Raw genomic sequence first — 20824 nt, 5'->3', positions numbered from 1 at the left:
TCAAATCCTAAATCTTATTTTGTTCCATGTGAAACGTTTCAGTTTTCTTCATCAGTCGCTAACTATATAATCTGCTAAAATGAAGGTAACTATTTTATTGGAAGGACTGACAATGATGGTTATGCCAATGCTAGGGTTAAAGGGAAGTAGTGATCAGCGGCAGATTGACGATCGCCTTCAATATCACCCTGACGTATATGAATTTTATACAAGCGCTGCTGACTTTACACCTGAAGGGTATCAACAGCTTGATGAAGCAGTTCAATATGTTCAGGCAAAGGGAATTCAAAGGATTGTTATTCACCACCCAATGGTCTACCATGAGTGGCACTCAGAGGTTGTTGCACCCGAAAAAAACTTTCCCGAGCTTTATCGTTTCATTGAAACATCAACTGAACAATTAATTGATCTAGCCAAAAAGCGAGATATCCAAGTGCTAGTCCACGGTGGCTATGCTGGTAAAGAAGTTCAGGAAATGGTTAACCTTTATTCAAGCACAGAAGAAGCTCGTCAAGCAGTTTATAAGCGGTTAGATCGCTTTGCGAAGGCTGGCGGTCGTCATATTATGTTTGAAAATTCAATTGCACCAGTATTTGCGTACGGCCATCCCGAACAAGAAGACGAGATACTAAGTCACGACTACCGACTAGCATTCGATACTTCACACTGTTTCATTGAGATGCATGGTGATAATCAAGCACTGCAGGCATCGCTTAAGCATCTGCGTGATCACGTTGTCCACTACCACCTTGTAGATTCAATGGGGCAAACACATGATAGTCTGCAGCTAGGTAAGGGAAAGATTGATTGGGCTCCTGTACTAAAGCTACTAAACCCAGATGCTAGCAGCATCTACGAAATTAACCTTCGCGATCAATGGAATTGTCATGAACAGGTTGAAAGTCACCGTTATCTTACTACCATCGCTAAAAAACTAATGCAAGGAGAATAGCGTGAAAGTTAAAATTCAAAAAAACCACCTATCATTAATAATTGCTCTTTTTTGCCTGTATCTGGCAGTAAGGTACTGGCCTACAGTGGCTAAATTAATTGGGTCAGTTACTCGTGCCGCGATGCCGCTATTAATTGGCGGAATTATCGCATATATTGTTAACCTTCTTCTCAATCAGTACGAGCATCTTTATTCCAGAACGTTTAAAACAAAGCGGGCTCAAAAATACCGACGATTATTCGGGATTGTTCTTTCCTACCTAACAATTATTCTGATCCTAGTGATCGTCTCATCGTTAGTAATTCCGGAACTTATTTCCTGTATTAAATTACTAGTAGCTAATCATGGACAAGTTGTTAACCGTTTCGTAAGGTTTATTGAACATAATAAGGATCTAAATACCTTATGGAATAGTTTTGATTTAGAAAAAATTAAATGGAATCAGGTTGGCAAATACCTTACTACTGGTTTTGGTGGGACTTTTAAGGCAATCATTTCAACTGCATCATCGGTATTTTCAACTGTTGCGACCGCAGTGGTTGCTCTCTTTTTTTCCATTTACCTCCTAATTTATAATGAAACTCTAAGCCGCCAAATAAAACGGCTTATTAATGCCTACCTTCCTCGGTTAGGCAAGCATATCTTCTACGTTACCAAAGTTTTTAATGATAGTTACAGCAGTTACATTGTTGGTCAGTGTAAGGATGCCGCTATTTTGGGAATTTTCTGTTTTATTGGGATGAGTGTTCTCCGAATGCCATACGCGTCAATGATTGGCGTGGTAACGGCGATTGGTGCCCTGATCCCCATTATTGGTGCAATTCTTGGTGCCGGAATTGGTGTAATTATTATCTTCGCAGTTTCTCCAATTCAAGCAGGGATGTTTTTAATTTTTATTATCATCCTCCAACAGCTTGACAATCGAATTACCTACCCGCTAGTTGTTGGGAAATCAATTGGCCTGCCTAGCGTTTGGGTCTTTGCCGCAGTTATTATTGGCGGTGGAATTTACGGTATTTTAGGAATGATGTTTACCGTACCGCTATTCGCTGCTCTCTATAAAATTATTAAGACAGATACCCATAAACGCTTAGCAACTGAATAATTTAATGGGAGAGTTCCTCTGGAGTCACACATGACTCTGGATTAACTCTCCCATATTTTTAATCTTTTTCAGTTTTGTTACTATCTGCCATTATTTTCTAGCAAGTATCGAGCCTTCAGCCCAGCCAGAACAGCGTCAATTCCTAGAACCATTAATTGTTCATTTGACGAGTTGAAATTAGGGTTAGTTGGAATCGGCTCATTTCTTAACCGCGCATTAAGGACTTCCACAAACCGGTTATAAGCTTGCTTAGGATAATCCTTGGTAGTGACTTGAAAAATTCCTTGTCGAATATCATTAATCGTAAAAGTATTTTTGAAGAAACCAATCAGTAATAAGTCAACGATTTGATTAACTGCATACTTTTTCTTAATTGGTGCCTGAATAGTTTTCTTTTTTACATAGTTGTTAATCATTGACTTGGTAAGAGGTTCCATCCCCAAACTAGTTAAATATTCATTAATTACTGCTGCCACTTGATCAACATATAATCCCAAGCTTGGCAATTCTTCCCACTTTGGAAAATGCATCCGGGAGATCCCATTCTCCCAGCGTTTAAATTCTGTTAAGTTTGTCATTGTTGACCTCCCTCGCTATTAACAATCCCAATTGACTGATTAAGGTAGCGGTTGGTTTCGAGAACCGTTTGGAAAATCGAGACTAGTTGGTTTATTCCTAGTTTATCGCCAGTCATCGGTTGCCCTTCACCAATAACTGAAACACTTGTATTAGTCAACGTCAATGGTGGAATGCGGACAATTGTATACGGAATCTCAAACTCATCAATCATCTTAATTGCATATTGATGCGCCATTATCATTGAACGTGCATCCTTACCATACCACTTCTCTACTTGCTCCAATGAAGCATCGTCTGCTGTTCCGGGAACACTTAACATGATAATTTTTATTGGTAAAAACGTGCTTTGATCTATTAAATCGGCTAATTCTTGAACTTCGTCATCCACGTAATCGCTTGGTTTTGGCAACCAGCATAGAATATCTCCTGATTGAAATTGAACCTTGAAGTTTGTTGATACAATGGCATCCGGCACCTTCTTCATAATTTTAAGCGCCAATTCATCCTCCCGGTTATCAACCAGTACTACTCTACCCACATGCATTCCTCCTTAAACATTTACCAAGTCATCAGTTCATCCTCCACCGTTGCGTCTTCAATTCGAACATCAGTAATCGTACTCTGCTCTAGAAGCGGCAGTAAGACTTGAATATTACCGGTGAAAAGAAAGCGTGTTTCTTTCGGGGCTTCCTCTAACATATGAGCTCCTAACTTTACCGCGTTTTCAACCGGAAAACCTGTTCCAATTATTGTTACTACACAGTCAACACTATCCAGCATTTCAACATTACGAGCAGATGTAAGATGACTCCCTTCAAAATAATAAATTATTTTAGAAAAACGCATCAATGTTGAAACGTCCTGGCTTGTAAAAATGACTAATGAGTCAGTCTTTTTAGTATAATCAGCAACAAGGTCACTCATTGTTAGGCGACTATCTTCATCAAGACCATCAAAGGCATTATCAAGAAGAACAATCGGTCGACACCAAGAAAGGAGGAGCACAATTCGAAGCTTTTGCTGTTCGTCAGGGGTTAAGTCAGCAATTCGCTTTCCTGGAACAATGCCAAGCGATTCAAGCATTTGGTTAGTCTGATCAACAGTCAAAACATTTTGGTGGTGCTTAAGGGAATTCTTTACTGCTTTTAAAACAGTTTTCCCTTTCAGCTCAACATCATCAAAATGAGCTACTAGCGAGTTGCCGTGGCGACGATTTACTTTTCCCAATGGCTCACCATTTACAAGTACTGCTCCCTCTTCAATGCTTCCCTGAGCATCTAAGAGTTGCTTTAATGCTGTTGTCGCACCATTATCATTACTACAAAAAGTAATCACTTGTGGCGAAGTCAATTCTAATGAAACATTTTCAAGCTGATCCCCAGACTTAGCATCGAATGTTAAGTTATCTAAAACAATACTACTCAAATCGAGTCCTCCCAAATTAAGAAACGTTATAGATTAATTTTATCATGTAATTATATAAATAGACTATGTCATCGGTTTAAAATGATTTTTATATTTTACTAATTACTGATTACTTCAATATTTCTTAGGCTATTTTTAGAGCTTAATGAATTTCACCATCATTTACAATACTATTAGCAATCCTTAACAATAAAATAATTTATACTGTTATTTATCGCCCTATTCATCTAAAATAGATTAAGAATCAATTACGTTATAATAGAAAGAGGATCTCAAATGACATCAATGAACATTATTTATATCTCCATTGAGGGAAATACGCGTTCATTTCTTAGTCGTATGGAAACATACGCTAAGCAACAACATAGTTTTAATCCCAGCAGCCCACTACTAAACCTTAAGGAAATCACTGACCAAACAGAACCAGCTAATGAGCAAGAACCATTCTTTGTTTTTGTTCCGACATACTTAGATGGTGGCGATGGTATTACTTCCGGCTTTACAGAAATTATGACCACCGCTCTAGGCGAATACATTGCTTATGGCGACAACGCTAAGAAGTGTCTCGGAATTGTCGGCAGCGGTAACCGAAACTTCAACGAGCAATACTGCCTAACTGCAAGAAAGTACGCTAAGCAATTTGATGCTCCTTTCCTTACTGATTATGAACTTCGCGGAACCTCTCAAGATATCGAGGTTATCTACGATCGTCTTGCAAAGAGATGGAATGAAAAATAGAGTGGATCAGGATAAAAAAATAAAGGACTGGGAAAAACAAAACGTTTTCCCAGTCCTTTATTATTCCCAGCTCCTTATTTAATCTTCCTGCATCAATTTACCACTACAAATCAACCAAGTGATTCCGTACTTGTCTACTACCTGACCAACTTGATTATCAGCTGCTTGATTACCGAACGGAATTGTAACGCGCTGTTCATCAGAGCTTGCTACTTTATTAAATAGCTGCTTTGCCCCAGCCTCATCTTCACCAAAATTAAGCATAATAGAAACCATTGACGATGGTTGGGGATTCGTCATCGTCGCGTCTGCACAAATTAGCTTCTGACCAGCAACCTGAAAAATGCCACGAAAAGTTGTAGTGCTTAATGAGTCAATATCCAATCCCAAGTTTTCCGCTTGCTCTTCACTAAGTGGCTGGTGATAAACAATTTCTGCATCAAAGTTCTGAACATAATAGTCCATCGCTTCCTTTGCATTCTCAAATGTTAAATATGGGTATATCTGTGCAGTCATGTTTTTTCTCCGTTAAAATCCTCTTTTTTGATTATATTGTTCATTTTGTGTCACGTCAAACAAGTGTCCCAAAATAAGGCACTGAAAATCACCTTTCTAATATATTAGAACGATCATTTTTTGATTTTTCATTCGCAAATTTGCTTAATTTTGTATAAAAAAGCAAAAAAGTTTTGTTCTAGACCAATTATTTATCAATAGCGAATGTTCTTTTCATACGAATAAAGATCTCAGTTGATCCATTACTTTTGTAAATAATTCATAGAGAAAACGTTTACCATTTTTAATGCAGAATTGCTGTTGAAAGTATATAATTGTAGCGTTAGAAGATTTTCTGAATATTCAGAAGGAGTGAACATTTTGGCTACAGAAAATAAGGCATTAATTACATTATTCGGTGCAACTGGTGACTTAGCTAAGCGGAAGCTTTACACTTCCCTTTTCAAGCTTTATCAAAAGGGCTACTTAGCTGACCACTTTGCATTACTTGGTACTTCACGTCATGAAATGAGCGACGAAGAATTCCAAGAAATGGTTTTAAACTCAATTAAGGATATTCCTGCAAAGGATGGCGAAGCAGAAGCATTTTCTAAGCATTTCTTCTACTGTGCTCATGATGTTACTAAACCAGAACATTATGCTAAGTTGAAGGATCGCTTAACTGAGCTTGACAAGCAATTCGGTACTGAAGGTAACCGTTTATTCTACATGTCAATGGCTCCACAATTCTTCGGTACTATTGCTATCAACATCAAGAAGCAAGGCTTATTAACTGATTATGGTTACAACCGTCTTGTTATCGAAAAGCCATTCGGTCGTGACTTCGATTCAGCTAAGAAGTTGAATGACGAATTGTCACAAACATTCGAAGAAAACCAAATCTTCCGGATTGACCACTATCTTGGTAAGGAAATGGTTCAAAACATCCAAGCATTGCGTTTCGGTAACCCAGTTATTGAAGCTCTCTGGAACAACCGATACATTGACAACATCCAAGTAACCCTTAGCGAAAAGCTTGGTGTTGAAGAACGTGCTGGATACTACGACAATTCTGGTGCTTTACGTGACATGGTTCAAAACCACATCATGCAAGTTGTCGCTCAACTCGCAATGGAAGAACCAGTTGCCTTTACTGACGACGATGTTCGTGTTGAAAAGATCAAGGCATTACGTAGTTTACGTGTCTACACCCCATCACAAGCCGCTGCTAACTTTGTTCGTGGTCAATATGGTGCTGATGGCAGTCAACCTGATTACCGGCACGAAGATGGTGTTGATCCAGAATCAGGCACTGAAACATTCGTTGCTGCTAAGTTAATGTTTGATAACTACCGTTGGTCAGGTGTTCCATTCTACGTTCGGACTGGTAAGAAGTTAGCTGACAAGTTTACACGGATTGATGTAGTCTTCAAGAAGCCATTAATTGATATTTTCGCTAATCCAAACTCTGGTAATGAACAAGCACTTCATTCCAACGTTTTAACTATCTTTGTTGAACCTAAGTCTGGTTTCGCTCTTCAATTAAATGCTAAGCACGTTGGTCAAGGCTACACAACTGAACCAGTTGACTTGAAGTTCCTCCAAAGCGACTCTGCCAAGAAGGAATCACCAGAACCATACGAACGTCTTTTCCACGATGCTCTTGAAGGTAACCACACTAACTTTGCTTCATGGGCTGAAATTGCTTATGCATGGAAGTTCGTTGATGTTATTCGGAACCTCTGGGACATCGAAAAGCCACAATTTCCTAACTACACTCCAGGATCAATGGGTCCTGCCGCAGCTACTGAATTGTTAGCTCGTGACGGTCGCAAGTGGGTTTACGATCTTAACAAATAACATAAATATCGATAAGGTCTGAGAAGAAATGAAGTGCAACAAAAAAGTTAGACAAAATTGATTATTTAAGCTACCAAGGTATGATTTCGGTATTCAACCGGAGTCATACCTTTTGTTTTTAAGGAGATACGTTGGTAATTAAAGTAATGAATGTATTGAGCTGAGAGTGATTTTAATTCAGCTAAGTCTTTACATGGTGGGAAACCATCTAATAACTCTGTCTTAAACAGGTGAAAGAAACTCTCCATTGGTGCGTTATCATGACAATTTCCCTTACGGGACATACTTTGAATAAAGTGATTATCAGCTAACTTTTGGGTATAGTACCCCAGTTGATAGTGCCACCCCTGATCAGAATGAATAATTGGTTGAGCATTATCAGGCAGCTTTGTACATAGCTCGTTGAGAGTAGCGGTAATCAACTGTCGATCAGGATGTTGACTCAATTGGAAGGCTAAAACTTCCTTACTGGCTTCATCGATAATTGAGGAAATATAAGCCCAACTGTGATTAGCTAAGCGAACTTGAGAAACATCTGTGTGGAGGACTTGATAAGGAATGGTGGCCTGAAATTGTTGTTTTAGTAGATTATCCGCAACTGTGCCCACATTACCTTCATAAGATGAGTATTTACCACTACGGTGGCGATTATACAGTGCCACTTGAACATCTAATTTCGCCATCAACTTGTTCACCGTCATGTCCGCCAAATGAATGCCCATTGCCCGCAGTTTTTGGTTCACGCGACGATAACCGTAGGTCCATCGTCCGCGGACTTGCCCTTCTTTAGCCACGCTAAGAATCACTTGCTTAACACTCGCATATTTATCATGATGGTTAGCGATGCGCTTGCGCTCATCATGGTAAGTAGCCTTAGGAAGGTTGATTTTATGGAGAATGTCACCAATCTTATAGCGATATTTCTTCGGTAGCGATGCTTGATCTGCCCTGATCTGATCAACTATTTGCGTTTTCTCTTTGCCTTGGAGGGTCCGAACAGGGCCAACGATTTTTTTAAGATGTCACGTTCCAATTTTGTGTCATAGAGTTCTTGGCTTTTCTTGGCAAGTTCTTCTTTTAAACGTTCCACTTCAGTCTTATTAGTAAGACGACGAAGTCGTTTCTTAGTATGTTTCACCTTTGACGGCCTACCTTTCGGGTGAGGTTTCAAGGCTTCAATACCATCTCGCTTGAACTGTGACCGCCAAAGTGAAATTTGGCACGCTTGCACGTCAAATCGAGCCGCTACTTTAACCATCGATTCCTCATGAGTTTGGTAGTAGTCTATCACACTCAACTTAAAATCTGCGGTAAGGGTTCGTGGATGACGACGCCGTTTCAAGGCGTCTATCCCACTTAAGCGATATCTTTGAATCCATTTCCTGATCAGTCGGCTACTGATACTGTATTTGCGCCCCAAGGCTCGAGAACTTTGTGGAGTAGTCAGATATTCGTGGACAATTTTAGCTTTAAAGTCAGGTTTGTATTTAGTCATAAAAAGTGCCTCACAATCGTTAGAACTTTTGTCTAACAATTATGAGGCACTTCACACCGAAAGTTGGATTCTTTATTTATTAATGATCTTATTTAACAATCGTCACTTGGCTTTTAATTGGGACGGTATTCGCCAAGTTATCACGAACCGGACAAGTATTTTCCATAAACTCAACAAATTTTTCCGTACTTTCTTTCGATTCATCGGTATTAAAATGGGCATCCATTCTTATCTCATCGAATCCTGGACGATCACCATTAATAGTCCCGTTTAATACCAAGTAGAAGGAACGGTATGTAAAATGCTGCTTTCGGTAAAATGAGCCAGCAACAATTGATTCACAAGCACCAAGCGCACATAACAGTGCTTCTTCCGGAACTACGCCCTCTTCGTACCCGTTTCGTCGTCCTGTTAAATCATATTTAATTTGAAATTCCCGAACTTGTGCTTGATAAACATTCTCTTCTTCAGTACTACTAACGCTTGCTTTATATGTTGTCATTTGTTTTTCACTTACTTTCTACTTTGTAGTTACTTGTCCAACAACTATTTTGACTCCATTACGCAAATTATCCATAATCGGTGACTGCTGCTCAACCTTTTGCATAAATGTTGCGCACTCTTCCGCAGAGGCAGTGGTCTTAACCTGATAATTGATCCGAATTTCTTGAAGGCCATTCCGTATATCAGGATTTCCCATAAAGCCACGAGGATCGAGATCTCCTTCCAGTTCGATTGTCATTTGATCGTACTGGAACCCTTCATTTTTTGCTAGTTGTTTGGCAGTAGCTTGCAGAGAAGCACCCAAAGTACTGAGTTCTAATTCGACTGGGTTCATCCCCGTATTAGTTCCACCAGCATTTTTGGGTTCATCAATTGAATAATGTACACCATGAGAATGGGTATCTACCTGAAGTCCCTGGTTAGTCTTACGTGCAGTTGCATTGTAACATTCCATTTAATTATCCTCCCTTAGTTTGTTATCTTCATCTTAAATGGTTTCTTTCTTTTGGAAAACGTTTTCAAAAATTACTGAGGAACTAAAGAATTTTTGAGGAAGAAGATAAAATGTACCAGCGTAAGATCCCTAAAGAATTTTACTGCACTGTGGATTATGCCCTTGATATTTTTGGTGGCAAGTGGAAGCCCCGGTTACTTTGTATAATTGCAAATGACGAGCCGATCCGTTATCAAAAATTAAAAGAGCAAATGGAAAACATTTCTGATACCGCACTAACAGATAGCCTTAAAGAGCTTCAAAATGCCGGAATTGTTAAACGACATCAATTCAACGAAATGCCACTCCGGGTTGAGTATTCTCTAACCTCCAAGGGAGAAACATTAATTCCCGTACTGAACAAGATTTCCGCTTGGGCAATTCAAAATAGTTCTAGTAACATTTATCAAGGTAAGCATTTCAGGCAAATTCACCAAAAAGCATTCCAAACTAAAAAGAACGGTGATTGATTTTAATTCAATCACTGTTCTTTTTTCTAGAAAATAGTCGGGACTAATCCACCATCTAATCGTAATGCTTCCCCAGAGAATGATGAGGAATATGGACTATCAACAAAGGCGGTAAAACGACCAACTTCTTCTGGGCGGATTAACCGTTGAATTTGAGATAGTGGCCGGTGATGTTTCATAAAGTCACTTTCCCATTCTGTTTCGGGAAGCTCAGTATTCTTATACATATCCGTAAGCATTTGCTGAACTCCCTCGGTTAACGTTGATCCCGGCATGATTGTATTAACCGTAACATGCGTTCCCTTGGTTAGTTTTGAAAGGCTCTTCGCCAAGGAAAGGTTCATCGTCTTCGTCAAACTATACTGTGGCATTTCTCCGGATGGCATTACTGCTTCCTCACTAGCAATAAAGATAATTCGCCCAAAATCGTCTTTCAACATTTTAGGAAGATAAAACTTAGCTAGGGCGTTCCCGGAATAGAAGTTAACATCAATAAACTTCTGCCAAGTTTCTTCAGAAATATCAAAGTAATTCATTGGTTTAAAAATTCCCATGTTGTTAACCAGAATATCAACCTGCGGAAAGGCCTTAAATAGTTTTTGACGCTGAGCATCCTGAGACAAGTCATAAGCAGCTGCTTGTGGGGTAGTTTCTGGGAACTTTTTCTTAAGTTCAGCTACCACTTGTTGAACAACCTCTAGCTTTCGCCCATTAACAATAACGTTCGTTCCTTCTTTTGCAAGTTCAACCGCGATTGCTTTCCCGATTCCCTTAGTAGAACCAGTTACTAACGCGGTTTTCCCCTTTAATCCAAGATCCATTTTCGATTCCTCCTTTTGTACTGTCTTTTATCTTACCAACATTCTACACTAACACTTACTATTTACAAGTAAAAACAAGAAATCCTGATCTTCATAATCTGATTTTATTCTGAAGCATCAATTAGTCTACTGATAAACCTTACAGGCTAAATTTACTTTTCAAATTATGATTGGTGTTATAGTAAAGATACAATAACTTAATTAATAATCAAGGAGGAATCATCTATGCGAGCTTTTACTCATGACGAATTAGCGAAATACGATGGTCGTGAAGGCCGTCCGGGCTATATTGGTGTTAATGGAAATGTCTATGATGTTTCTGCCGTTCCTGAATGGCAAGGCGCTGAAGTTCACGGAAGTGTCGTGGGCCATGACTTATCTAGCGTTACCTATCAAGAGGCTGCCCGAAAATACTCACCGATTTCAAAACTTCCTTTAATTGGGAAATTAGTAGATTGAGATATAAATTAAGTAAAAAAATGTGAAACTAAGAATATCAACTTACTTCTTAGCTTCACATTTCTTTTTATCGATAATGCTTTTAAGTATTCAGAAAGACAGCGGGTTAATTTCCAGTATTAACTACGGTAAAGCGTTCTTGGTGATACTGAGGTGCCAAAATCTCACTAACCACGATTTCCGCAACCGTACCAGTTGTTACTTTTGACTCGCCCTGCTCGTTAAAGAGTAGCTCATCTTTACCCAGCTTATAGTCAGAAACTGGACCCGGTTCAAAGTTTGCTGCGGGTGAAATTCCAACCCAATCATCGTCTGTAATTGCTTCAAGATATTGAAGCTCCTTTAACTGTTGACGAGGGGTATTAATCCAAGTTTCTGAGTCAGGCATCTTTTCAATATCCTTGATAAACAAGTGCCGATCGTTACCAGTCTGCAGACTCCCTGCACCCAGGATAAAGATTAGCTTAATTTTGTCCTTACGTGCAAGACTAATCAACTTCTCAGCAAGTTTAATATGCCGCTCTGCATTAGCCGGATTAGTTCCGTAAGCATCAATAATTACATCAAAGCGTGCTAATACACTATCAATTATTGCAAAAATGTCACCACTCAATAATTGCGCGTCATCGCCAAGAACCTTCTTAGCCTTTCCTTCATGACGAACTATTCCCGTTACATCTAATCCCGGTTGGGCCGTCGCTAATTTATAAATTGCACTCCCGGCCATTCCGGAAGCACCAATTATTCCAACCTTAGTCATTGTTCGTTGCTCCTTCCCTCATAATTATATTTATAATCACTTTATCATGAGACAAGAGAATTGCCAAAGAAAAGGCTTTCACAAATTACTTTTTCTTCAATTTTTGACCCTCTGTTCGAAGTTCTGCCAACCACTTTTCATGCTGTTCTTCATACTTTCGGTCGCCTTTAATAAAGAAATAAGCAACCGCAGCAAGAATTGCAATGACCGTTCCAACCAGCAGTGTCTTTGAAGTAAAGTTGGTAACCATATAACAAGAAACAAGTAATGCTAACCCGGGAATCAGGTACTTTCCGGGTAACTCAAAGCCATGCGTTGGATATTCATTAGTGTGCTTAAATTTAACAACAGCAAGAATCGTTGGAACATACTGAATAAATGAAGCTAAAACAGTACAATTAACTAAAAAGAGGTAACTTTGAGTAGAAAACAATGACGAGAGAATTGACGTAAGAATAATTCCAACCCAAGGTGCATCATGACGGTTCTTCTTACCGACGAATTTTGGCAACATTCCATGCTCATTAGCCAATGACGCAATTAACGATGGGGTGTTGAATGAGGCGGAGAAAGCTACCCCAAAGATACTTACTAACATCCCAAAAATAATAATTGCATAACCCCACTGACCGATTGCACTGCCAAGCGCATTAGCTAATGGAGTTGAATAGCCACCCAGTTTTACCCCAGAAAGACCAACAGCAACCGTCATCATCAAGGCATCTAAAATAGTGACACTAACCATTACCGCAATCAGTACTCGGGGAATGTTTTTCTCAGGATTATTCATTTGCTGAGCAGCAATTGGTAAGAAGGAAAAGCCAGTAAACAGGTAGAAGATCGGTGTAAAGGCTTCTCCAAAGTGATGAAGAAACGGCATTGGGCCCTTGAGCGCTGCTTGAGGAATTGCTGGCGTAAAGTTAGCCTTATGAATAAAAAATACCCCAACAACAATAAAGATGATTAACGTCAGAATCTTAGCAGCTACCGAAACATTATTAACTACCTTAACAATACTCCGACCGTAGAAATTAATCAGGGCAAAGAGAAGAATTAAGCCAACTGCCCCGATACCATAAACAACGGGGTTTTTAAATACCGGTAAAAAACTTTTGAGAGTTGTTAACAACGCAACAATTTCTGCCGAAAGTGTGCAACTCCCCAAGAACCAGGTAAAGATCCCTAATTCATAACCCGTAAAGCGCCCAAAGGCATGGTAAGAGTATAGCCACGCTGCTCCAGATCCGGTAAACCGACTTGACATATCGGCATAACACAAAGCAATTAAAGACACCGTAACAGCAGTACAAAGAAGAACTACGACTGCCGATAAGTTCATGTAACGATAAATCACTGATGGAAGTAAGAATGTTCCTGAACCAATGACCCCATTAATTCCCAAAAAGTAAATTGAAATAAATGAAAGTTTCTTAGGAATTGACTTTTGACTAGCGATAATAACACCTCATAACTAAAAAAATAACTTAATTTATATTGTAGTCGTTTTTTTAGGAAATGGTAACTCATCCCCTGACATTCTATACTTCCACTGGTATTTCTCACTAAGCTAGACTAAAATTTGCTTAAATGAAACCCTTTAAGGTTAACGGGAGGTTCGTCCAATGATCCATAACATTCAGACCGTTTCTAACTATATTGAAGAAATTGAAAAGCTAATTAATAATAAGCGTCACAATTATTATTTTCGTGGACAAGATGACGCCTTTTCCAATACTTTGCCAGCAATTTTTCGGAGCCGAAAGCTTCTTGATAATGAGGATAACCTATTCAATGACTTTTTGATGACGGATCCCCAACTTTTTGAAAAATGTCGTACTAATTTTGAACGGTTAGCGTTAATGGAACACTACCACCTTCCTACTCGACTACTAGATGTTAGTTCTAACCCTTTAATCGCTCTGTTCTTTGCTGTTAAGGGCGGACAAGGAAATGGTGAAGTTTATGTTTATAAGGATGAGCCTAATCCTGATAAATTGGCTGAAATGTTGGAACAGCGGGGATGGCAGAATCTAATTGCCGAGTATAAGAGTAAAAATAAGCTAACTAGCCACAATTACTTTAAGAAAAACTCCTTTAGTAACGAAATGCAGCTTGAATCTTCGCTTGCTCGACAATCGTTAGCTGATAAAGCCGCCTTTTTCCAATCAATTAAGAACTTTTACAAACTAGATAATGACTACATTGGCCAACAACACAAGCTGTGGAGTCATAGTTATGACAGTTACTTTGACGATCAGGATTCTGATTACTTTGCAGAATTCAAGCGTGATCTGCAAACTTTACCATTTTTGCGATTGTTTGAAGAAGCAAAACGGGATATTCCAAGTTTTGCTAACAAGTTGAATCCCCTAGAGTTAATTGTCCCTAAGATCGTAACAATTAAACGGATGAGTCGGCGAATGGAAAATCAACAAGGCCTTTTTCTTTTCGTTCCCTTCATTGGCGAAGAATATGATCCGACAATTAAGATTGATTATTCAGAAGTAGAGCGTCGCGCCCAGTTGGCAATCGATATTCTTAGTCTCTATAATGCTGAAAATCCGGCTGAAAAAGAGAAATATATCATTCCAGCAAAGTATAAACGCTCAATTCTTGATGAGTTAGCTAAATTAGGGATTGATTATAGCTTCATTTATCCTGAAGACCACGCTAAAAAAGCAGAAATGATTAAGGCAAAATACCTTGGCCTTTAAAAGAATAACCTAAGCTTAATCTGCAATGAAATTAGTCATTGTGGATAAGCTTAGGTTATTCTTTAACGTTGAACAGAATTTAAGAATATCTACCAAAGTCAATCGACATTATAGACTTCACCAAACTCAATTTACTTAATATGACTACTTGTGAAATGCTCAAAATGATCCGAGAATTTAGTTGGAACAAATGGCTGTTGATAAATATATTTAAACAGTGCCTGGTATTGAGAATATAGTTTTTGTTCGTTTTTATTGGGAGCCGGGACATAGTAATGTTTGCCAACAAGGTTCTGAGGTAAATATTCCTGCCGAGCGATCTTATGGGGTAAGTCAAACATATTTTGCATTACCCCAGCACCCCTTAATTTAGCAGCTCCTTGGTAGTGAGAATCTTGTAAGTACTTAGGCATTGGGTGATTCGTAGGATGTTCAGCATCTTTAGCCGCCTGATAATATGCCTGCATTGCTGAATCTGAACGTGGTGCCACTGCGAGTAATATCGTTGCCATTGCCACATGAGTTGAAGCCCGCGGTAGGCCAATTTCTAATGCTGTGTTAGCCAAAGTAATTACCTGTGTAGCTCTTGCCGGGTCGGCTAATCCCACGTCTAAAGCGGCCGCATCTTTTAATCTTCTAACGACCGACTCCAGATCACCAGACTTTAAGATTACCGCTAAATAATAAAGGGCCGCATCAGCATCAGAACCCTCAATTGAATTCTGAAATGCTGATAAGTAATCATAGTGCTTTGTCGCATCTTTGTCGAATGCAAAGTGCTGCTTTTTTGCAAATTCTTCGATGGCAGCCATTGATAGTCCTTTCGGATGCATGGCATGAAGAGTATCCAAAATATTAAGTGCCACCCTGACATCACCATTACCACTATTAGCAATTGCATGTGCTTGCTCTTCCGGTAAAGTAAAACCTAAATGCTCTTGAGCTGCTCGGATAAGTACCGGTTCGATCTCTTCAGCAGCGATCGGCTCAAATTCAAAGATTTGGCAACGTGACCGGATTGCTGGTTGAATTGCCATGATCGGATTTTCAGTTGTTGTTCCTACTAATAAAATATGACCATTTTCAAGGTACGGTAATAAGTAATCTTGAATTGGCTTCGTTAACCGGTGAATTTCGTCAAGTAAAAGAACAAAGCTCTCATCGGGGTGCTTATCAATTAGTTTTTGTAATTGACTTTTATTTTGAATTGACGCATTAAACTTTTCAAATGGTAATTCCAAAGTCTTTGACATTACATAGGCTAAAGTAGTTTTGCCTGATCCGGGTGGACCCCATAGTAACAGGCTAACTGAAAGGTGTTGCGTGATAATCTGATAAAGTGGGCGTCCTGGACCGAGTAATTGTTTTTGCCCAACCATTTGTTCAAGCGAAGTCGGTCTCATCACATCAGCTAGTGGTTGTTTAAAAGCCATTTACTTATCCTCCTAACTTAGTAAGCTTTATACTTACTAATAATAAGGTCAATGACTAATGATTACCAGTAATTACCTTGACTAAATAGTATCATGAGATATTTTAATTTTCTGGCCAGAACAGTTCATCCAAAGATTTTCCTAATACAAAGATCAACCGATAAATTGTTATCTTGATCTAAGTATCCACTGTATTTATTAATTGTTTGCATAAAAAATACCACCCACATTTTCGTGAGTGGCATTGCTATCCATATTAGTTGAAAACACCTATTTTTTATTAACTCGTTGGCGTAACAAATAATGTTTTATTTTCCCACTAGCATTCGTTGGCAACTGGGCAATTCGAATATAGCGCCGTGGAACCTTAAAATGAGCGAGGTGCTGATAGCCAAAGTGAATTAGATCCGCGATATCTAGTTCACTATCCGTAACAATAAACGCAACCGGTACTGCGCCCCATTTAGGATCGTTTTGACCCACAACTGCAACTTGCTTAATTCCTGGATATTATTGATAAACCTGTTCAACTTCTTGAGGAAAAATATTTTCTCCACCCGAAATGAACATCTCATCTAACCGGCCGTCAACATAAAGATATCCTTCATTATCCAAGCGGCCAACATCACCAGTATGGTACCAACCAGCCGTCATTTTACGCTCTAATCTTCCTGGTTGGTTAAGATAACCAGGAGTTAATGCAGGTGACTTAAGGAGAATTTCGTTATTTTCCGGTGCTAACCGCAACTGATTCATAAAAAGTGGCTGTCCAACAGAGCCAAGTTTCCTTAACGCATCCTGTGCCCGTAACGCAACAATTTGTGAGCAGGTCTCCGTCATTCCGTAACACTGGACAACTGGGATTTGAAGGCTAGCACATTGCTTTAACGTTGCCATATCAGTTGTTCCACCACCAAGTAACATACAACGAAAATGCTTGTTATAATGACTTTGACTATTTTTACGCTGTCTAAGCAGTTTTTGCAGCATAAATGGCACAACTGACATGATCGTTACCGGTTCGTTTACTAGGATCTTTTCAATTGTCGCTTCGGAAAACTTTTTGGCTAGGCGAACGGTAATACCATAGATTAATCCCCGCATTAAAATCGAAAAGCCACTTATATGAAAGATCGGCGCTACACAGAGCCATTCATCATTTGCTCCTAAGCCCAAATTGAGTGCGGACGAAACCGCTGAGTAAAAGTGGTTACCAAATGTTTGCAAAACTCCTTTAGGATTCCCGGTCGTTCCGGATGTATACATAATGCTGGCAACTTGATCGAAGTCAAACTCAGGAACTAGTTGACCATCTTGAGCTGGTAAATCCAGAAAACGCTCAAAGCTCGTGAACCGTTTATCCATTGTGGGACGGACTAGCGAATTAGCCACTAAGCAACAAGTTAATCGGCTGTCTGCCATTTGGCGATCCAATTCATCTTTAGCCAGTCGCCAGTTTAACCAAACGATCGTCCTCCTACTCGCTAGTACTGTCATCGCGATTTCATACCCAACCAGCGTATTATCTGTCAAAATTCCTACAAATTTGCCAGGATGCAGCTGATTTAATCGCCCAACATTAGCAGTGACAACGTCTCGCAGCTCGCTAAAGGTTAATTGTTTTTGCCCATCGGTAATTGCGACCTTATCGGGTTGGGTACTCGACTGTTTAAGCAACCAATTTTGCGTTTTCATCTTGTAACATCACCAGCTTAAGGAAATTTTGGAAATTGATCAAAGTTTGGATCCCGTTTTTGATTAAACGCATCGCGGCCTTCTTTTCCTTCATCAGTTGTGTAGAAAAGCATCGTAGCATCTCCACCAAGCTACTGTAAACCAGCTAGGCCATCAGTGTCAGCATTCATTGCTGCTTTGATAAAGCGCAGTGCAGTTGGTGATTTTTTAAGAATTTCATTACACCAATCAAGGGTAACTGATTCAACTTGATCCAACGGTACAACCTTGTTAATCCAGTTCATTTGGTAAGCTTCTTCAGCTGAGTAAAAATGATTTAAGAACCAGACTTCTTTAGCTCGTTTATGACCAATTACTCGAGCTAAGTAGCCAGAACCATAACCAGCATCAAAACTCCCGACTTTGGGACCAGTTTGACCAAATTTGGCATTATCAGCAGCAATTGTCAAGTCGCAAACTAATTACAAAATATTTCCACCGCCAACAGACCATCCCTTAACCATTGCAATTACCGGTTTAGGAATAATCCGAATAAGATGCTGAAGATCCAAAACATTTAAGCGCGCAATGTGATCTGGACCAACATACCCACCGGTTCCACGAACTCCCTGGTCACCGCCAGAAGAGAATGCCTTGTCACCCGCTCCGGTTAGGATAATTACGCCAATTGTGCTATCATCACGACAGATCGTAAAAGCATCAATCATTTCTTGAATTGTTACTGGCGTAAAGGCATTCATTTTCTTGGGCCGATTCATGGTAATTTTTGCAATTTTACCAGCGCGTTCAAAAATAATTTCCGAATAATCTTTAACATTTTTCCAATCTACACTTGTCATTTTAAGCTTCCTTCCAATATGAGGTGAATATTATGAATCTACTACAATACTTAGGAATTAAAATTCAAACAGTAACTGTTAATCAAGTAATTATTAGCATCAATGTGACTGATCAATTAAAGCAGCCCTTTGGCATTGTTCATGGCGGAATCAACGCCACTCTAGCCGAAACGGCTGCTTCTCTAGGGGCCAATGCTTGGCTAACTAACAATGATCGTCACCAAGTAGCAACAGGGGTCGATATTAATACTCACCACCTACGTGCCGTTAAAACAGGAGTCCTCAAAGCCGTTGCTACCCCATTGAAGTTGGGGCAAAGGATCCAAACTTGGCAAGTTCAAACTTTTAATGATGATCAAATCACTAGCAATAGTACCGTTTCCTTACTAAATACCAACCTAGATAGCTAGTTAGTCCTACCGATAATTTTGTTTTATAAATGCTTTGCCAAAAAATTCTTAATGATTTCAAATACTTGTGGCTGCAGGAATTGAGCATCCATATGACCAGCACCGTTAAGAACGTACATATCAGCAGGTACTTGGTTTTCGACTAACTTATCATAGAGTTGCTCACTATCTTTTAGCGGAACTACCATATCATCAGTCCCATGGAGGATTAAGAATGGTACAGTTTGTTGATCAATATATGATAGTGGATTGGCTGCCCGATCGAGTTCTGGCGCATCTTCAGGTTCTGCGCCTAATAAGTTACGATAAACAAAATCAAAGTCATCAGTAGCGCTTCCCTCCTTAGCTGTCAGAGGATCAACCACTCCATAGAATGGAACAACAACTTGAACATCACTTGAAACATCAAGATGATCGCCCTTATCAAATTCTCGATGACCGTTAGTAACTCCAAGCATGCTTACCATATGACCACCGGCAGATTCACCCATTGCAACAAACCGATCTGGGTCAGCCTGATAACGATCTGCATTAGCTCGAATGTAGCGAATAGCAGCTTTAGCATCTTCTAATTGTCCTGGAAACTGAACCTTATTACTATCACGGTATTCAACTCCCACTAGAATATAACCATCGTGGGCAAAATCAACAAGATTAGGTAAGTGGACATTGTTATCAGTATCCATCCAACCACCACCAGCAAACCAGAAAATGACTGGGTAACGTTTATCACTATCATTCTGAAAGTGACGAATAACTGTTAATTTTAGATCTCGAGTAGTATTCCCCAGCCAGCCTGGTACTTGGGCGTAAGTAACATTCGTATCCATCCATAAACCGTCACGAACTGTCTTAACATCAATCGTTTTTTTCATTTTAGTCATAACTCCTTTAGCGCAAAATCTCTCAGCCGTTTTGATTGTAACAAATAATTTGCTATTGATAAACTAAGGTAGACATTCAGTAAAAATATGCACTTCTTATCCACCATCACAACACTTAGTATATTTTCTCTACTCAATATAGTAAAATAATTGATTGTTAATTCTTCAAAAGGAGTGTGGATATCCTTGAAAGTAAAAATTTCCCTTAACTGGTGGGAGTGATTATTTTAGCGGCCTTGATTTATGCACTATGGCGTTAAAAGTTTAGTTTTATTAGCTTAAAAAAACATGGTAATGTTTTTAACTTATATCACTTAGAGTAATCAAAATTGATAATTATTTATCGTTTTTTCTACACATATTTAAAATCATATTTCAAAAAACATTTTATAAATCAAATACAACAAAAAGCCTATAGACTAAGTAACGTTAACTTAATCTATAGGCTTTAAATATTAATAATGCTGACTAGAGGATTCGAACCTCCGACCTCATCATTACTAATGACGTGCTCTGCCAACTGAGCTAAGTCAGCATCAAGCGTGGCAACGTCCTATCCTCGCAGGGAGCGATCCCCCAACTACTTTTGGCGTGTTGAAGCTTAACTTCTGTGTTCGGCATGGGAACAGGTGTATCCTTCAAGCCATCATCACCACACTTACCCTTCCGGGCAAGAGCTTGCGCTCTCAAAAC

General features: G+C 39.3%; 21 protein-coding genes, 1 tRNA gene, 1 rRNA gene and 2 pseudogenes. 8 read left to right on the top strand and 17 right to left on the bottom strand.

Features of this window, described 5'->3' with window-relative positions; genetic code table 11:
* Positions 1-115: 115 nt before the first annotated feature.
* Positions 116-952, top strand: coding sequence for a TIM barrel protein (locus tag PRK60_RS00335; protein WP_102169553.1), 837 nt, complete (start codon positions 116-118; stop codon positions 950-952).
* 1 nt (position 953) lies between these two features.
* Positions 954-2057 carry an AI-2E family transporter gene (locus PRK60_RS00330; protein ID WP_273646092.1) on the top strand — a complete coding sequence of 368 codons (1104 nt, stop codon included), beginning with the start codon at positions 954-956 and terminating at the stop codon, positions 2055-2057.
* Positions 2058-2137: 80 nt separating this feature from the next.
* On the opposite strand, the gene PRK60_RS00325 is transcribed toward PRK60_RS00330, so the two are convergent.
* The 3 genes from PRK60_RS00325 to PRK60_RS00315 are packed head-to-tail and all read right to left on the bottom strand — an operon-like array spanning position 2138 to position 4061.
* Positions 2138-2635, bottom strand: a complete 498-nt coding sequence (locus PRK60_RS00325; protein WP_273646090.1) for a DUF1836 domain-containing protein — start codon at positions 2633-2635, stop codon at positions 2138-2140.
* Positions 2632-3174 (bottom strand): SDR family oxidoreductase, encoded by a 543-nt coding sequence (locus tag PRK60_RS00320; RefSeq protein ID WP_219721868.1) that lies wholly within the window; start codon positions 3172-3174, stop codon positions 2632-2634. Before PRK60_RS00320 ends, PRK60_RS00325 begins: the two co-directional genes overlap by 4 nt.
* A gap of 20 nt (positions 3175-3194) precedes the next feature.
* The gene (locus PRK60_RS00315; RefSeq protein ID WP_273646089.1) at positions 3195-4061 is read right to left on the bottom strand and encodes an ATP-binding cassette domain-containing protein; all 867 of its coding nucleotides are present in this window, start codon (positions 4059-4061) and stop codon (positions 3195-3197) included.
* 276 nt (positions 4062-4337) lie between these two features.
* On the opposite strand from PRK60_RS00315, the gene nrdI reads away from it, so the two are divergent.
* On the top strand, positions 4338-4799 hold the full coding sequence (nrdI, locus tag PRK60_RS00310) for a class Ib ribonucleoside-diphosphate reductase assembly flavoprotein NrdI (RefSeq protein WP_273646088.1): 462 nt from the start codon (positions 4338-4340) through the stop codon (positions 4797-4799).
* 78 nt (positions 4800-4877) lie between these two features.
* Here the strand turns inward: nrdI and PRK60_RS00305 are convergent, their stop codons facing one another.
* The gene (locus PRK60_RS00305) at positions 4878-5315 is read right to left on the bottom strand and encodes a VOC family protein (protein ID WP_102169551.1); all 438 of its coding nucleotides are present in this window, start codon (positions 5313-5315) and stop codon (positions 4878-4880) included.
* Positions 5316-5675: 360 nt separating this feature from the next.
* Here PRK60_RS00305 and zwf point away from each other — a divergent pair, with 360 nt between their 5' ends.
* Positions 5676-7154 (top strand): glucose-6-phosphate dehydrogenase, encoded by a 1479-nt coding sequence (gene zwf, locus PRK60_RS00300; protein ID WP_273646087.1) that lies wholly within the window; start codon positions 5676-5678, stop codon positions 7152-7154.
* Between the two features lie 65 nt (positions 7155-7219).
* Here zwf and PRK60_RS00295 read toward each other — a convergent pair whose 3' ends face one another.
* From PRK60_RS00295 to PRK60_RS00280, 4 genes are all read right to left on the bottom strand, one after another.
* Positions 7220-8107 (bottom strand): IS3 family transposase, encoded by an 888-nt coding sequence (locus PRK60_RS00295; RefSeq protein ID WP_260846181.1) that lies wholly within the window; start codon positions 8105-8107, stop codon positions 7220-7222.
* 8 nt (positions 8108-8115) lie between these two features.
* Complete coding sequence (locus PRK60_RS00290; RefSeq protein WP_102169382.1) at positions 8116-8649, bottom strand: helix-turn-helix domain-containing protein; 534 nt, start codon at positions 8647-8649, stop codon at positions 8116-8118.
* Between the two features lie 88 nt (positions 8650-8737).
* A complete protein-coding gene (locus PRK60_RS00285; RefSeq protein ID WP_273646086.1) occupies positions 8738-9151 on the bottom strand; it encodes an OsmC family protein in 414 nt (137 codons plus the stop codon).
* 18 nt (positions 9152-9169) lie between these two features.
* Complete coding sequence (locus PRK60_RS00280) at positions 9170-9607, bottom strand: OsmC family protein (RefSeq protein ID WP_273646085.1); 438 nt, start codon at positions 9605-9607, stop codon at positions 9170-9172.
* A 110-nt stretch (positions 9608-9717) separates the two neighbouring features.
* Between PRK60_RS00280 and PRK60_RS00275 the strand changes: the two genes are divergently transcribed.
* Positions 9718-10116, top strand: coding sequence for a winged helix-turn-helix transcriptional regulator (locus PRK60_RS00275; RefSeq protein ID WP_273646084.1), 399 nt, complete (start codon positions 9718-9720; stop codon positions 10114-10116).
* Positions 10117-10142: 26 nt separating this feature from the next.
* On the opposite strand, the gene PRK60_RS00270 is transcribed toward PRK60_RS00275, so the two are convergent.
* Positions 10143-10937, bottom strand: a complete 795-nt coding sequence (locus PRK60_RS00270) for an SDR family NAD(P)-dependent oxidoreductase (protein ID WP_273646083.1) — start codon at positions 10935-10937, stop codon at positions 10143-10145.
* Between the two features lie 225 nt (positions 10938-11162).
* Here PRK60_RS00270 and PRK60_RS00265 point away from each other — a divergent pair, with 225 nt between their 5' ends.
* Positions 11163-11396, top strand: coding sequence for a cytochrome b5-like heme/steroid binding domain-containing protein (locus PRK60_RS00265; RefSeq protein WP_273646082.1), 234 nt, complete (start codon positions 11163-11165; stop codon positions 11394-11396).
* A gap of 106 nt (positions 11397-11502) precedes the next feature.
* Here PRK60_RS00265 and PRK60_RS00260 read toward each other — a convergent pair whose 3' ends face one another.
* Entirely contained in the window at positions 11503-12156 is a 654-nt protein-coding gene (locus PRK60_RS00260; protein WP_273646081.1) for an NAD(P)-dependent oxidoreductase, read from the bottom strand.
* A gap of 85 nt (positions 12157-12241) precedes the next feature.
* A complete protein-coding gene (locus PRK60_RS00255; RefSeq protein WP_273646418.1) occupies positions 12242-13612 on the bottom strand; it encodes an APC family permease in 1371 nt (456 codons plus the stop codon).
* 166 nt (positions 13613-13778) lie between these two features.
* Here PRK60_RS00255 and PRK60_RS00250 point away from each other — a divergent pair, with 166 nt between their 5' ends.
* Positions 13779-14870 (top strand): FRG domain-containing protein, encoded by a 1092-nt coding sequence (locus PRK60_RS00250; protein ID WP_102169572.1) that lies wholly within the window; start codon positions 13779-13781, stop codon positions 14868-14870.
* A gap of 131 nt (positions 14871-15001) precedes the next feature.
* Here PRK60_RS00250 and PRK60_RS00245 read toward each other — a convergent pair whose 3' ends face one another.
* The 3 genes and pseudogenes from PRK60_RS00245 to menB all read right to left on the bottom strand — a co-directional run bounded on the left by PRK60_RS00245 (position 15002) and on the right by menB (position 18837).
* Complete coding sequence (locus PRK60_RS00245) at positions 15002-16303, bottom strand: replication-associated recombination protein A (protein WP_273646080.1); 1302 nt, start codon at positions 16301-16303, stop codon at positions 15002-15004.
* A 270-nt stretch (positions 16304-16573) separates the two neighbouring features.
* Positions 16574-17998 (bottom strand): annotated as a pseudogene (locus tag PRK60_RS00240) (o-succinylbenzoate--CoA ligase).
* Positions 17999-18015: 17 nt separating this feature from the next.
* A pseudogene (gene menB / locus PRK60_RS00235) lies at positions 18016-18837 on the bottom strand (1,4-dihydroxy-2-naphthoyl-CoA synthase).
* Positions 18838-18869: 32 nt separating this feature from the next.
* On the opposite strand from menB, the gene PRK60_RS00230 reads away from it, so the two are divergent.
* Positions 18870-19247, top strand: a complete 378-nt coding sequence (locus tag PRK60_RS00230) for a PaaI family thioesterase (protein ID WP_102169576.1) — start codon at positions 18870-18872, stop codon at positions 19245-19247.
* Between the two features lie 23 nt (positions 19248-19270).
* On the opposite strand, the gene PRK60_RS00225 is transcribed toward PRK60_RS00230, so the two are convergent.
* The 3 genes from PRK60_RS00225 to rrf form a co-directional block, all read right to left on the bottom strand.
* Positions 19271-20122, bottom strand: coding sequence for an alpha/beta hydrolase (locus PRK60_RS00225; RefSeq protein ID WP_102169577.1), 852 nt, complete (start codon positions 20120-20122; stop codon positions 19271-19273).
* Positions 20123-20593: 471 nt separating this feature from the next.
* Positions 20594-20666, bottom strand: a tRNA-Thr gene (locus PRK60_RS00220).
* Between the two features lie 5 nt (positions 20667-20671).
* Positions 20672-20788: ribosomal RNA gene (gene rrf / locus PRK60_RS00215) — 5S ribosomal RNA — on the bottom strand.
* Positions 20789-20824 lie beyond the last annotated feature (36 nt).

The sequence above is a fragment of the Limosilactobacillus portuensis genome, assembly GCF_028607025.1.
Taxonomy (GTDB): Bacteria; Bacillota; Bacilli; order Lactobacillales; family Lactobacillaceae; genus Limosilactobacillus; species Limosilactobacillus portuensis.
Note: the sequence above shows the minus strand (reverse complement) of the source record. Positions and strands in the feature narration are given on the sequence as shown.